This window comes from Actinokineospora globicatena, assembly GCF_024171945.1.
Classification (GTDB): Bacteria; Actinomycetota; Actinomycetes; order Mycobacteriales; family Pseudonocardiaceae; genus Actinokineospora; species Actinokineospora globicatena.
Genome location: NZ_JAMTCR010000002.1, coordinates 2397456 through 2410385 on the forward strand (window position 1 = coordinate 2397456; position 12930 = coordinate 2410385).

Here is a 12930-nt window from a genome sequence, read left to right on the forward strand (position 1 = left end):
GTGGTGAGCCAAGGGCGTTCCCGAGTGACTCAGATCACCGTGTCGTACCGCGATTCCGGGGCGACGCGCTGTGAGCCGGTTGTTGCACCTTGAGTGACTGCCGTCTACTCTCGGGGTCGTTCAGTCACCGCGCGCACGGGCGCCCGGTGTCGTTCCCGGGGGAGTTCTTCCCCCGGGTCGCATCATCTGCCGGGGTATCGGCTCAGTCCTTAGCCAAGGTCCGAGCCGGGGCTCGCAGGTACCCGATGGCCGCGGTGGCCAGCAGCTCCCTGTTTTGGCGGCCGTGTCGCAACGGTTGGCCCGGACCCGTGGCCACCTCCGTGGCGCGGAAGTTCAGCACAGGGAAGTCACGCCGTCTCGCGTTCCGTCGGACGGCGGCCGCTGGTCCACGTAGGAGGCGGGGACCGGTCAGGAAGGACATGTGTGAGCAATACCGATCTACTGAGCAGCGACCCGGCCGCGAAGGCACAAGCCAACGGGGGCGCACCCCGGCGCAGGGCGGGCCTGTCCGGCATGGTCCTCGCCGAACTGCGTGAGCTCGCGGGCCAACTGGGGATCACCAGCACCACCGGCATGCGCAAGGGCGACCTGATCGCGGCCATCAAGGAGCGGCAGGACGGCGGCTCTGGCGGGACCGCGCAGCAGCTGCCGCTCAACGGCACCGACACCGCGGTCGAGACCAAGCCCAAGCGCGAGCGGGCGAGCAAGGTCGAGCGGCCGGTCGAGGCGACCGAGGTCGCCGCGCCGCCCGCGCCCGTGGAGACCGCCGTGGAGGCGCCGCGCCAGGACGGCGGCCGGGACAACCGCCGCCGCCGCGGGTCCAGCCGCGCCGCGGGCAGCCCGGAGGCGATCGCCGCGACGGCGACCACGGCCACCGCGCCGCAGGCCCCGGCCGAGCAGGCGTCCGCGCCCGCCCAGGTCGAGCAGCCGCGCCGCACCGAGTCCAGGGAGGACAACCGTCCCGAGCGCCGCGACCGCAACGACCGCGGCCGTGACCGCGGCGACCGCCAGGACCGCGGCGACCGCAACGACCGGGGTGACCGGTCCGACCGCGGTGAGCGCAACGATCGCGGCGACCGCAACGACCGTGGCGACCGTCAGGACCGGGGCGACCGCAACGACAGGGGCGACCGCAACGACCGCGGGGACCGCAACGACCGGGGTGACCGCGGGGATCGCAACGACCGCGGCGACCGTGGCGACCGCAACCGGCAGGACCGCCAGGACCGGCAGTCCGAGGGCCGCCAGTCCGACCGCCAGGACAACCGCCCGCTCGACGATGACGACGACGGCGAGGGCGGCGGTCGCCGCGGTCGCCGCTTCCGGGACCGCCGCCGTCGCGGTGGTCGCGTCGAGGGTGGCAGCACCGGCGGGCAGAACGACACCGACGTGCGCGACGACGACGTCCTGCTCCCGGTCGCGGGCGTGCTCGACGTGCTGGAGAACTACGCCTTCGTGCGCACCTCCGGCTACCTCGCGGGCCCCAACGACGTCTACGTCTCGCTGTCGCTGGTGCGCAAGTACGGGCTGCGCCGCGGCGACGCCATCACCGGCCAGGTCCGCCAGCCGCGCGAGGGCGAGGCCCAGCGGCAGAAGTTCAACCCGCTGGTCCGGGTGGAGTCGATCAACGGCCTCGAGCCCGACCAGGCGCGCAACCGCCCGGAGTTCACCAAGCTCACGCCGCTCTACCCCAATGAGCGGCTGCGCCTGGAGACCGAGCCGCACATCCTCACCACCCGCGTCATCGACCTGGTGATGCCGGTCGGCAAGGGGCAGCGCGCGCTCATCGTGTCGCCGCCCAAGGCGGGCAAGACCTCGGTGCTGCAGGCGATCGCCAACGCGATCACCACCAACAACCCCGAGGTCTACCTCATGGTGGTGCTCGTCGACGAGCGCCCGGAAGAGGTCACCGACATGCAGCGCTCGGTCAAGGGTGAGGTCATCGCCTCCACCTTCGACCGGCCGCCGGGTGACCACACCACGGTCGCGGAGCTGTCCATCGAGCGCGCCAAGCGCCTGGTGGAGATGGGCCACGACGTGGTGGTGCTGCTCGACTCGATCACCCGCCTCGGCCGCGCGTACAACCTCGCGGCCCCGGCGTCCGGCCGGATCCTCTCCGGTGGTGTCGACTCGACGGCGCTGTTCCCGCCCAAGCGCTTCCTCGGCGCGGCGCGCAACATCGAGGGTGGCGGTTCGCTGACCATCTTCGCCACCGCGCTGGTGGAGACCGGTTCCGCCGGTGACACCGTGATCTTCGAGGAGTTCAAGGGCACCGGCAACGCCGAGCTCAAGCTGGACCGCAAGATCGCCGACAAGCGGATCTTCCCCGCCGTCGACGTCGACCCGTCCGGCACCCGCAAGGAGGAGCTGCTGCTCCCGCCGGACGAGCTCGCGGTCACCGTCAAGCTGCGCCGGGTGCTGCACGCGCTCGACAGCCAGGCCGCCATCGAGCTGCTGCTCGACCGGCTGCGCAAGTCCCGCACCAACATCGAGTTCCTGATGCAGGTCGCGAAGAACACCCCGGCCGGGAACGACGACTAGTCGTCCCTAGCCACCACCGAGTCCCCGCGGGCCACTGGCGCGCGGGGACTCGGTCGTCGCGGCGGCCACCAGCGCCACCGTGGCCGGGATGCCCAGGCTCATCGCGAGCCCGCTGGGCACCGCCACCCCGTGCAGCGCCAGCCCGGCGCCGAACACCGCGACCGGGTAGGGCAGCGCCAGCGCGGCCCGCTGCGCGGTCGACCACCAGGTGACCGACGGTCCCAGTGCGACGGTCACCGCGGCGGCCGCGCCGAGCAGGCCGCTGGAGAGGGTCACCGGCCACGACGCGCCCAGCAGCAGCCCGCCGAGCGCGGTGAGGCCGAGCACGGACAGCGTGAACAGCACGGGCACCGCCAGCCACGCCACGGGCGAGAGCGGCCGGCCCAGAGCAGGGCGCACCCGTCGATTCTCCGTCGACCCGGGCGCTTCCCCGGGTGGGCATCGGTGAGCGGGCGCGGGGCTGCGGCGGGAGGGCACCCTGGTCCGACGAGCGGTGGACCGGCCCGGACCACGGGCCGGGTGCTCCGACCTGGGGCTGGAATACCCCGACCGGGGGCCGCGTTACACCGATCGCCAGCCCGTCTGGCAGACTGCTAGGTCGAGTCCGGCTCCGGTTCACCCCGCCAGCGACACCTGGTCCGCGGGGACCCGGCGGCCACACGAGAGAGGCGACCACCGTGAAGAACGGTATCCACCCCGAGTACGTCACCACCGCGGTGACCTGCGGCTGCGGGAACTCCTTCAGCACCCGCAGCACCAAGACCAGCGGCAGCATCTTCGTCGAGGTCTGCTCCGCCTGCCACCCGTTCTACACCGGCAAGCAGAAGATCCTCGACACCGGCGGCCGGGTCGCGCGGTTCGAGGCCCGCTACGGCAAGCGGACCAAGACCGCCAAGTAGCCACGCTCACGGCGCCCGCCCGGGACTCGGGCGGGCGCCGTTCGCATGGCGGGGTCTTGGCGCACTACGAGGGGAGTCGGCGTGGACGCCGGAACACTGAGCCAGCTGCGGGCCGAGCACGCCGAGCTGGAGTCCGAGCTGGCTGACCCGTCGGTGCACGCCGACCAGGACCGGGCCCGCAAGCTGGGGCGCCGCTACGCCCAGCTGTCGCCGGTGATCAAGGCCCACCGCGAGCTCGAGGCCGCCCGCAGCGACCTGGAGGCCGCCCGCGAGCTGGCCGGTGAGGACGCCGCGTTCGCCGCGGAGGCCGAGGAGCTGGCCGCGCGCATCCCCGGGCTGGAGACCAAGCTCACCGAGCTGCTGCTGCCGCGCGACCCGCACGACGGCGCCGACGTGCTGCTGGAGGTCAAGTCCGGCGAGGGCGGCGAGGAGTCCGCGCTGTTCGCTGGCGACCTGCTGCGGATGTACCTGCGCTACGCCGAGCGGCACGGCTGGAAGGCCGAGGTGCTCGACGGCACCGAGTCCGACCTCGGCGGCTACAAGGACGTCACCGTCGCCATCAAGAGCAAGGCCAGCGACCCCGAGGGCGTGTGGGCCAGGCTCAAGTTCGAGGGCGGCGTGCACCGGGTGCAGCGGGTCCCGGTGACCGAGTCGCAGGGCCGCATCCACACCTCCGCCGCCGGTGTCCTGGTGGTGCCCGAGGTCGAGGACACCGAGGACGTCGGCGAGATCCCGGACAAGGACCTGCGCATCGACGTGTACCGGTCCTCCGGCAAGGGCGGGCAGAGCGTCAACACGACCGACTCCGCGGTGCGCATCACGCACCTGCCCACCGGCATCGTGGTGTCCTGCCAGAACGAGCGCTCGCAGCTGCAGAACAAGGCGCGCGCCATGATGGTGCTGCGCGCCAGGCTGCTCGCCGCCGCCGAGGAGGAGGCCGCGCGGCAGGCCTCCGACGCGCGCCGCAGCCAGATCCGCACCGTGGACCGCTCCGAGCGGGTGCGCACGTACAACTTCCCGGAGAACCGCATCTCCGACCACCGCGTCGGCTACAAGGCGCACAACCTGGAAGCCGTGCTGGACGGCGAACTCGACGGCGTGCTCGACGCCCTCGCCGAGGCAGACCGCGCCGAGCGCCTCGCCAACTCGGCGGGCTGACCCCGTGCGCCACCCCCTCCGCCTGGCCATCCGCGACGCCGAACGCCTGCTCACCGCCGCCGGGGTGGACTCCCCGCGGGTCGACGCGGAACTGCTGGCCGCGCACGTGCTGGGGGTGGAGCGGGGGACGCTGGTCATGGTCCCGCTGGTCGACTCGTCCCAAGTGGACGAACTGGCCGGTCTGGTCCGCCGTCGCGCGGCCCGGGAACCGTTGCAGCACTTGACCGGCACCGCCGCGATGGGTGCGCTCGACGTGCTGGTGGGGCCGGGGGTGTTCGTGCCCCGACCGGAGACGGAACTGCTGCTGGAGTGGGGGCTTGCCGCGCTGGACGGGGTCACGGCGCCGGTGGTCGTGGACTTGTGCACGGGCTCGGGGGTGCTCGCTTTGGCTGTGGCCCAGGCCCGCCCGGACGCCGTCGTGCACGCGGTGGAGCTGGACTCGTCGGCGCTGGCTTGGGCTCGACGGAACTCTGACGTCCGGGTCAGCGCTGGGGACACGCCGATTCGGTTGCACCACGGGGATGTGACCGACCGGGCGGTTCTGTCCGAGATGGACGGACAGGTGGACCTTGTGCTGTGCAACCCGCCTTACGTGCCGGAGGGCACGGAGGTCCCACCCGAGGTGTCCACTTTCGACCCCGCCCACGCCGTGTTCTCCGGCCCGGACGGCCTCACGGTCATCCGCTCGGTCGTCTCCCTCGCCGCCCGCTTACTCCGCCCCGGCGCCCCAGTGGCAATCGAACACGACGACACCCACGGCGAATCAGTCCCAGCCCTCCTCCGCGCCCGCCGAGTCCTCACGGACGTCCGCGCCCACACCGACCTAGCCGGCCGCCCCCGATTCGCCACAGCGGTCCGCGCCACCAGCTGAGCGCCCCTGCCCCCGGTCGCATTTCCCACAGGGCGATGACCGCCAGCGCGACCACCACCGTGTCGACCAGCTCGCGCCTGCGCTTGGCGTCGTCGCGGCGGGCGGTGGGGTGTTCCGTCATCCGTACCCCGGAAGCGGGATTCGTATCGAGTACGGTCACTCGTGGTGGGTCACAGTCCACCAAGGAGTGAAATCGGTCAACCCTCGCCCGGAGCGCTCAGGGGGTGCTGTTGTCGACCATCGTGTTGAAGATCGGCTTGGTCTCCGACCAGCGCGCGGCCGGCGCGCTGGCGTAGAGGAAGTACTCGGTGCCGCCGATCCGCCAGTACAGCGAGTGCGCCCGCCGCCTGCCCGCCGCCGAGTCGTGCTCGAACTCCCAGTCCAGCGCCTCCACGTCGTGGTAGGTCGCCGTGCCCAGGCTGTGCCGCTGGAAGCCCCGGTGCGCGCCCGCGAAGCGCAGTTCGTAGTCCACGTGCGAGGCCACCAGGTCCTCGGCCGGTGCCGGGGCGCCGCCGTAGCGGACGTACCTGCCGGGGTCGTCGGGGTCGGTGGCCTGCATGGCGCCGGGGCCGGACGAGCGGGTGATCGTCCAGCCGACCGGGATCGTGGTGATCAGCCCGCCGGGACCGGCCACGCGCTGGTAGCCCTCGGGCACCGGCATCGCGACCGGCGACGGCGTGCCCGCGGTCGTGGTCGACGGTGGTGTGGGGGCCTCGGTGTAGACGTAGACCGGGTAGGCCTGGACCTGGGGTTCCCGCGGGGCGACCAGCAGCACCGTGCCGACCGCCGCGCTCACCGCGGCGTAGGCGACGACGAGTGAGGACGCCAGCCATCGCGAGCTGAGCTGGTATCCCCTGCCCGCCCGATGTCCCCGTCGGCGGTAACTGGTCGTGGTGGCTCCCCTGGCGTCCGGTGGGTCAGATCCCCGGTATGGCGTACTGAGGGTAGCGTGCGCACCTGGGTGATCCAATGCTACGAACATGGCAGGACATCACCGCCAAGTGGCGGCTGGTGACCGACAGCGACCACGGCGCCGACGACACCGGTCCGGTCGCCGCACGGCAGTTCGCCGCGGCGGCGCGGGCCGAGTTGGTCGCGGGCCGCCTGGACGCCGCTGTCGCGGGTTTCGAGGAGGCAGCGGCCCTGCGCGCCCACCCCTTGGACCAGGTGGGCATCGGCGACGTCCTGCTGGCCCGGGGGCACTGGCGAACGGCGGCGGGCCACTACCGCGCGGCCGCCGAGATGGACCCGGACAACGTGCTCGTCGCCCTCGGCCTGTCCCAGGTGATGGTCGCCGCGGGCGAGGCCGAGCGTGCCGCTGAGGAGTTGGAGCGCCGCTTCGGGGACAGCGCGGACCCGGTGCTGCGGTACTACCTGGCGAGCACGTGGACCTCCGTCGGCGACCAGGTGCGCGCGGCCACGGACGACGAGGTCCTGGTGATCGCGAACGAACACCAACTCCGCCTCTGCGAACACGCCGCGACCCGAGTACTCGCGCTGGACGTGGAAGACCACGAACTCCGGCGAGGGGCCGAACGCCTCCTGGCCGAGGTGCGCTCCGGCCGACGGTGGCAGTGGAAGCCCGAGGGAATCGCGGTGAGCCTGGCCGTGCTGGCGGTCTCGTTGGGACTGACCCTTGTGGCCGTCGGCGGCATCACGGGCAGCGCCTTGGTGGTGGCGGCGGGGATCGTCGCGGGCAGCGGCCTGCTGTACTTGATCGTCGTCCGCTTCCGACGCCAGGTGTGGGAGCAACGGGCCGCGGCGCTGGCTGATCGGATCGTGCGGCCTGGGGCTTGAGTCCATTGTGGACTCTCTATGGGTGGTCGTGGCGCTTGATGATCTCTGTCGGGGCGATGTGCCAGCGTTGCTGATCTTCGTTTGGTGATCATGGCTGCGACCAGGGGATCGTTGTGGGGCTCTGCTTCGATATTCATGCTTATGGGGTACAGAAGTTATCCACATGTGGATCTCTGCGGGGGTCGGTTCAAGATCGACTGTCGGTGGGTCCCGGTAGACTGGCCCAGGGACGCCCCCCGGAGAGGGTGGGGGCTGGGCAGGGGGTTGCCTGCGCGCGCGGGCGCGAAGCGGGGTTGGTGGGGCCGCCGAGTCGGTGCGGCTGGCGAGACGGTGGGCCGATGGGGGACGGGTAAGGCCATCGCGTTGGTGGGGTTGGCGGGGGCAGGGCCGATGGTGGGTGGGTGGGGGCGGGAGCAGTAGGGGCGTGTCGGGGGTGGGGTGGGCAGCGCTAGGCTCGTTGGGTGACGGTCTTTGACTGTGGTGATCGCGGGCAGCGGGTGGATGGGTTGGGGGCCGCGGCCAGTGCGGTGAGGGCTGGGCGGTTGGTGGTGGTGCCTACCGACACCGTGTACGGGATCGGGTGTGATGCCTTCTCGGCCACCGCGGTCGCTGGGTTGTTGGCGGCGAAGAACCGGGGGCCGGACATGCCGGTCGGGGTTCTGGTGGGGTCGTGGTCGACCATCGACGGGCTCGTGCTGTCGGTTCCGCACACCGCGCGGACGTTGGTCGAGGCGTTCTGGCCGGGTGACCTGTCGATCGTGTTGCCGCACGCGCCGTCGTTGAACTGGGACCTGGGGCGGACCGGGGGGACGGTCATGTTGCGCATGCCGTTGCACCCGGTGGCCATCGAGTTGCTGCGCGAGGTCGGGCCGATGGCGGTCACGAGCGCCAACAAGTCCGGGCAGCCCCCCGCCGCGACCGCGCAAGAGGCCGTCGAGCAGTTCGGGGACCTGGTTTCCATCTACCTCGACGGCGGGCCGTCCAAGGACCTGGTTCCGTCCACGATCGTCGACCTGACCGGGGACGAGCCGCTGGTGCTGCGCGAGGGCGCGGTCAGCATCGCCGCCGTGCGCGAGGCGTTGGGCACCGAGGTGCGGTCCGCGCGGTAGGGTCGGTCCCTCCCCGCTAGACCTGTGTGAAATTCCCGTCCGACCTGCAGGAGACGCGACCCGCCGTGCCCCCGTCGTCCTACCCCAGTGCCAGGGACGCCCGCGCGTGATCCCCACGGGCGACCTCGCTCCAGCGGGCCTTCCGGTCCGCGAGTACCTGCTGGTCGGACTGGTCACCGCGGTGCTGACCTTCCTGCTCACCGGCCTGGTCCGGCTCTTCGCGATCCGCTTCGGCGCGGTCGCCTACCCCCGCCAGCGCGACGTGCACGTGGTGCCGATGCCGCGCCTGGGCGGGCTCGCGATGTACCTGGGCGTGTGCGGCGGCATGCTGCTCGCCCACCAACTGCCCGTGCTGCGCCGCGCGTTCGACTACTCGTTCGACCCGACGGCCGTGCTCATCGGCGGCGGGATCATCGTGTTCATCGGGATCCTCGACGACCGGTTCGAGCTGGACTCGCTGACCAAGCTCGCGGGCCAGACGACCTGCGCGGGCATCCTGGTGCTCTACGGGATCCAGTGGTCGGTGCTGTGGGTGCCGTGGGGCGGCGACGAGAACGCCTTCGGGTCGGTGCTGATCCTCGACCAGAACCAGGGCGGCCTGCTGGCCATCCTGCTCGCCGTCACCCTGATCAACGCGATCAACTTCATCGACGGCCTGGACGGGCTCGCCGCCGGGGTCGGCATGATCGCCGCCGCCGCCACCGCGGTGTTCGCGCTGCACCTGCTCGACCTCTCCGGCGGCGACGTCGGCACCTACTCGCCCGCGCTGATCGCCGCGACCCTGGCCGGGGCGTGCCTGGGCTTCCTGCCGCACAACTTCCAGCCCGCCCGGCTGTTCATGGGCGACTCCGGCTCGATGCTCATCGGCCTGATGCTCGCCGCCGCCAGCACCACCGCCTCCGGCCGGGCCAACCCGCCGATCTGGGGCCTGTCCGACGCCATCGCGCTGTTCTCGCCGCTGCTGATCGTGGCCGCGGTGCTGTTCATCCCGGTGCTCGACCTGCTGCTGGCCATCATCCGCCGCACCAGGCGCGGGGTCAGCCCGTTCTCCGCGGACAAGATGCACCTGCACCACCGGCTGCTGGAGATCGGCCACTCCCAGCGCCGCGCGGTCCTGCTCATCTACTTGTGGGCCGGTCTGCTCGCCTTCGGCGCGGTCGCGGTCACCGTGTACGACATCTCGGCGGTCATCTGGGTGGTCGGCATCGGCGTCCTGATCGCGGTGATCATCTCCGCCATCCCTAGACTGAGGTCACGATGAGCGACGACGACCAGAGCGCAGGCACCGCGACCTCGGGGACCCCGGCTGCCGACAGCGCGACGCCCCGGACCGATCCGCACGCCCAGTCGCTGCTGACGTTGGCCAACGCCATGTTCCGCTACGCACTGTGGCCCTCGCTGGCCACGATCGCGATCGGCGCCGCGCTGTTCGGTGTGCTCAACGGCACTCCAGGGCTCCTCGGCGCGCTGGTCGGCGGGCTGCTGGCGGCCGGGTCGTCGCTGCTGACCCTGGTGCTGATGCGCAAGACCGCCCACCTCGGCCCGCACATAGGCATGGCGGCGTCGCTCGGCGGTTTCGTGGGCAAGCTGCTCGTGCTGCTGCTGGTGATGACGGCGCTGCGCGGGGTGGACGCGTTGCACGCCAAGTCGCTGGGTATCACGATGGTCGCGGTGGTCGTCGTCGCCGCGGCGGCCGAGGCCTTGGCGTTTCGCAGGACCAAGCTGCCGACCATCATCCCGGCGGGCGAGAAGTAGCCGCCCACCAGGGAATCGGCGACTAGCAGTACGTCTGTCCGGCGTGGCGGGGCTGCCTGCTATCGTTCGCGTCAACGGTGGGTGGCACTTCTCCACGCCCGCTCACCATGGCCGCCCGGGAGACCCGGGTGGCCGCCTCAAGACATGCCAAGTTCGTCAGGTACGTTACGTCCTGATCGTGACGATTCCCCCGGCGGAGTGAACGCCGGCCGGGAGAACCGGAAGGAGCCCACAGGTGGGCAGGCTGGTGCTGGCCGAGGGTGCCGAGAAGTTCGCACCCCCCGGAGTCAAGGACTTTTTCCTCCCGCCGATCTTCGGCGATGTCACCAAGCCGATGGTGTTGATGGTCCTATCCGTCGTCATCGTCTCGGCGTTCTTCCTCATCACCTCGCGGAACCTCAAGATCGTCCCGACTCGCTGGCAGTTCGCCGCGGAGTCGGTCTACGACTTCGGCCGCAACAACATCGCGCGTGAGCAGATCGGCTCGAAGGACTTCAAGCCCTTCGTCCCGCTAATTCTCACGTTGTTCACCTTCGTGTTGGTGAACAACCTCTACGGGATCATTCCGATCATCCAGTTCCCGACCATGGCGCGCATCGGGTTCCCGCTGGCGCTCTCGCTCCTGGTGGTCTACCCGGTCTACCACTACGTCGGGTTCAAGCGGCACGGCTTCGTCGGCTACCTCAAGCACGCGACCGTCCCGCCCGGCGCCCCGACTGCGATCTACTTCCTGCTTACGCCGATCGAGTTCCTGCAGAAGTTCGTCCTGAACCCGGTCACGCTGGCGATCCGAGTCTTCGCAGCCATGTTCGCGGGCCACCTCATTCTGCTGGTGTTCACCCTTGGTGGTGAGTACCTGCTCCTGCACGCCGCCGGACCGCTCAAGCCGGTCTCGATCATCTCCTGGGCCTTCGCCATCGCGATGACCTTCCTCGAGGCGTTCATCCAGGTGCTGCAGGCGTACATCTTCGCGCTGCTGTCGGCCAACTACATCGGCATGGCACTCGCGGAAGACCACTAAGGAACACCATCAAGCCCCCGATCCGCGGGTTCCCGCGGACCGAGTTGGAAAGGGATACACAAGTGAGCAGTGTTCTTCTCGCTCAGGAAGCCGCCAGCGCGAACATCAACGCTGGTCTGGCCGCGATCGGCTACGGGCTCGGCGCCATCGGCCCCGGCATCGGCGTCGGTCTGATCTGGGCCGCGGTCATCAACGGCACCGCCCGCCAGCCGGAGGCCCAGGGCAAGCTCATGGGCATCGCGTGGACGACCTTCGTGCTCGTCGAGGTGCTCGCCCTGATCGGTCTGGTCGTTTACTTCATCGCTTCCGGCGGCTGATCCAAAGCCCTTCGTTCGTTAGGGAGTCGACGTGGTGAAGTCAGCCGCAGTGCTATTCCTCGCTGAGGACACGCCCAGCCCGGTGCTGCCGCACATCGCTGAGGTCATCCTCGGCCTGGTGGCCTTCCTGCTCCTGCTGTTCGTGATCTCGAAGTTCGTCTCGCCCAAGTTCGAGGCGCTCTACACCGAGCGGACCGCGAAGATCGAGGGTGGCATCGAGAAGGCCGAGGCCGCGCAGAAGGAGGCCGAGGCCGCGCTCGTGCAGTACAAGGCGCAGCTGGCCGAGGCACGGGCCGAGTCGGCGCGCATCCGCGACGACGCCAGGGCCGAGGCCGAGCAGATCAAGGAAGAGCTGCGCGCCCAGGCCCAGGAGGAGTCCGCGCGGATCGTCGCGCAGGGCCAGGCCCAGCTGGAGGCCCAGCGGGCCCAGATCGTCGCCGAGCTGCGCGCCGAGCTGGGGCGCCAGGCCGTCGAGCTGGCCAGCCGCATCGTGGGTGAGTCCCTGGAGGACGAGGCCCGCCGCCGCGGCACGGTCGACCGCTTCCTGGCCGATCTCGACTCGGTGTCCGCACCGGCGAAGCGCTAGGGGACGTCCTCGATGACCTCAACTGTGACCAGCGCGCTGCACGCAGCCAGCCGGGAAGCCCTCGCCGCCGTCGAGCTCACGCTGCTCGACGTGCTGGAGGCCACCCCGACCGGCTCGGCGGCGCTGGGCGGCGAGCTGTTCGCCGTCGTCGGCCTGTTCGACCGCGAGATCGGCCTGCGCCGCACGCTGGCCGACTCCTCGACCGCACCGGAGGCCAGGGCGCGCCTGGTCACCGACCTGCTCACCGGCAAGGTCGGCGTGGACACGCTCAAGGTGCTGACCACCGCGGCCTCGGCCCGCTGGTCGAGCCCCCGCGAGCTGGTCGACGGCCTCGAGTCGCTCGCGGTCACCGCCCTGCTCGTCGGGGCGGAGCGCGCGGGCAGGCTCGACGCGGTCGAGGACGAGCTGTTCCGGCTCGGCCGCATCCTGGCCGACCAGAGCGAGCTCGAGCAGGTCCTGTCCAACCGGACCGGTGACCTCGACGGCAAGCGGGCGCTCGTCCGCGAGCTCATCGGGTCCAAGGTGGACGCGACGACCGAGACCCTGGTGCAGAACCTGGTGGCCCGGCCGCGTGGCCGCCAGCTGGTGCCCGGGCTCGAGGCGCTCGCCGCCGAGGCGGCGCGGCGCAGGGAGCGGTCGGTGGCCCACGTGGTGTCCTCCGGCGCGCTCTCCGCCGAGCAGCAGGAGCGCCTGTCGGCGACCCTGCAGCGGATCTACTCGCGGCCCATCGCGCTGCACCTGGAGGTCAACCCCGCCATCGGTGGCGGGTTGGTCGTCCGGGTCGGCGACGAGGTCATCGACGGCAGCACCTCAGGACAGCTCGACGCGCTGCGGCGTCGGTTCTCCTGACCCCTAACTTCCCCCGAAGCAACGAAG

At 71.1% G+C, this 12930-nt stretch carries 14 protein-coding genes; 12 read left to right on the plus strand and 2 right to left on the minus strand.

The window, feature by feature from the left end:
• Window positions 1-423: 423 nt before the first annotated feature.
• Window positions 424-2541, plus strand: coding sequence for a transcription termination factor Rho (gene rho / locus LV79_RS10790; RefSeq protein WP_253834655.1), 2118 nt, complete (start codon window positions 424-426; stop codon window positions 2539-2541).
• 6 nt (window positions 2542-2547) lie between these two features.
• Here rho and LV79_RS10795 read toward each other — a convergent pair whose 3' ends face one another.
• Entirely contained in the window at window positions 2548-2940 is a 393-nt protein-coding gene (locus tag LV79_RS10795) for a hypothetical protein (protein ID WP_253834657.1), read from the minus strand.
• Between the two features lie 278 nt (window positions 2941-3218).
• Between LV79_RS10795 and rpmE the strand changes: the two genes are divergently transcribed.
• From rpmE to prmC, 3 genes are all read left to right on the plus strand, one after another.
• Complete coding sequence (gene rpmE / locus LV79_RS10800) at window positions 3219-3440, plus strand: 50S ribosomal protein L31 (RefSeq protein WP_253834660.1); 222 nt, start codon at window positions 3219-3221, stop codon at window positions 3438-3440.
• Between the two features lie 81 nt (window positions 3441-3521).
• Entirely contained in the window at window positions 3522-4598 is a 1077-nt protein-coding gene (gene prfA / locus LV79_RS10805) for a peptide chain release factor 1 (protein ID WP_253834662.1), read from the plus strand.
• A 4-nt stretch (window positions 4599-4602) separates the two neighbouring features.
• On the plus strand, window positions 4603-5469 hold the full coding sequence (prmC, locus tag LV79_RS10810; RefSeq protein WP_253834664.1) for a peptide chain release factor N(5)-glutamine methyltransferase: 867 nt from the start codon (window positions 4603-4605) through the stop codon (window positions 5467-5469).
• A 217-nt stretch (window positions 5470-5686) separates the two neighbouring features.
• Here the strand turns inward: prmC and LV79_RS10815 are convergent, their stop codons facing one another.
• On the minus strand, window positions 5687-6265 hold the full coding sequence (locus tag LV79_RS10815; RefSeq protein ID WP_253834666.1) for a serine/threonine kinase C-terminal domain-containing protein: 579 nt from the start codon (window positions 6263-6265) through the stop codon (window positions 5687-5689).
• Between the two features lie 173 nt (window positions 6266-6438).
• Between LV79_RS10815 and LV79_RS10820 the strand changes: the two genes are divergently transcribed.
• From LV79_RS10820 to LV79_RS10855, 8 genes are all read left to right on the plus strand, one after another.
• The gene (locus LV79_RS10820; protein WP_253834668.1) at window positions 6439-7266 is read left to right on the plus strand and encodes a tetratricopeptide repeat protein; all 828 of its coding nucleotides are present in this window, start codon (window positions 6439-6441) and stop codon (window positions 7264-7266) included.
• Window positions 7267-7727: 461 nt separating this feature from the next.
• Window positions 7728-8375, plus strand: a complete 648-nt coding sequence (locus tag LV79_RS10825; RefSeq protein WP_253834670.1) for an L-threonylcarbamoyladenylate synthase — start codon at window positions 7728-7730, stop codon at window positions 8373-8375.
• Window positions 8376-8481: 106 nt separating this feature from the next.
• Window positions 8482-9636: a glycosyltransferase family 4 protein gene (locus LV79_RS10830; RefSeq protein WP_253834672.1), complete on the plus strand. Its 1155-nt coding sequence runs from the start codon at window positions 8482-8484 to the stop codon at window positions 9634-9636.
• Window positions 9633-10130, plus strand: a complete 498-nt coding sequence (locus LV79_RS10835) for a Cg1360 family ATP-synthase-associated protein (protein ID WP_253834674.1) — start codon at window positions 9633-9635, stop codon at window positions 10128-10130. Before LV79_RS10830 ends, LV79_RS10835 begins: the two co-directional genes overlap by 4 nt.
• A 235-nt stretch (window positions 10131-10365) precedes the next feature.
• Window positions 10366-11151 (plus strand): F0F1 ATP synthase subunit A, encoded by a 786-nt coding sequence (gene atpB, locus LV79_RS10840; RefSeq protein ID WP_253834676.1) that lies wholly within the window; start codon window positions 10366-10368, stop codon window positions 11149-11151.
• Window positions 11152-11213: 62 nt separating this feature from the next.
• Window positions 11214-11468 (plus strand): ATP synthase subunit C-like protein, encoded by a 255-nt coding sequence (locus LV79_RS10845; RefSeq protein ID WP_253834677.1) that lies wholly within the window; start codon window positions 11214-11216, stop codon window positions 11466-11468.
• 34 nt (window positions 11469-11502) lie between these two features.
• Window positions 11503-12054, plus strand: coding sequence for a F0F1 ATP synthase subunit B (locus tag LV79_RS10850; protein WP_372495303.1), 552 nt, complete (start codon window positions 11503-11505; stop codon window positions 12052-12054).
• A gap of 12 nt (window positions 12055-12066) precedes the next feature.
• Window positions 12067-12903 carry a F0F1 ATP synthase subunit delta gene (locus LV79_RS10855; RefSeq protein WP_253834679.1) on the plus strand — a complete coding sequence of 279 codons (837 nt, stop codon included), beginning with the start codon at window positions 12067-12069 and terminating at the stop codon, window positions 12901-12903.
• Window positions 12904-12930 lie beyond the last annotated feature (27 nt).

Bases quoted from the DNA above. Each gene is read 5' to 3' on its own strand.
- LV79_RS10835 (WP_253834674.1), top strand. From the start codon at position 9,633: ATGAGCGACGACGACCAGAGCGCAGGCACCGCGACCTCGGGGACCCCG.
- LV79_RS10820 (WP_253834668.1), top strand. From the start codon at position 6,439: ATGCTACGAACATGGCAGGACATCACCGCCAAGTGGCGGCTGGTGACC.
- LV79_RS10855 (WP_253834679.1), top strand. From the start codon at position 12,067: ATGACCTCAACTGTGACCAGCGCGCTGCACGCAGCCAGCCGGGAAGCC.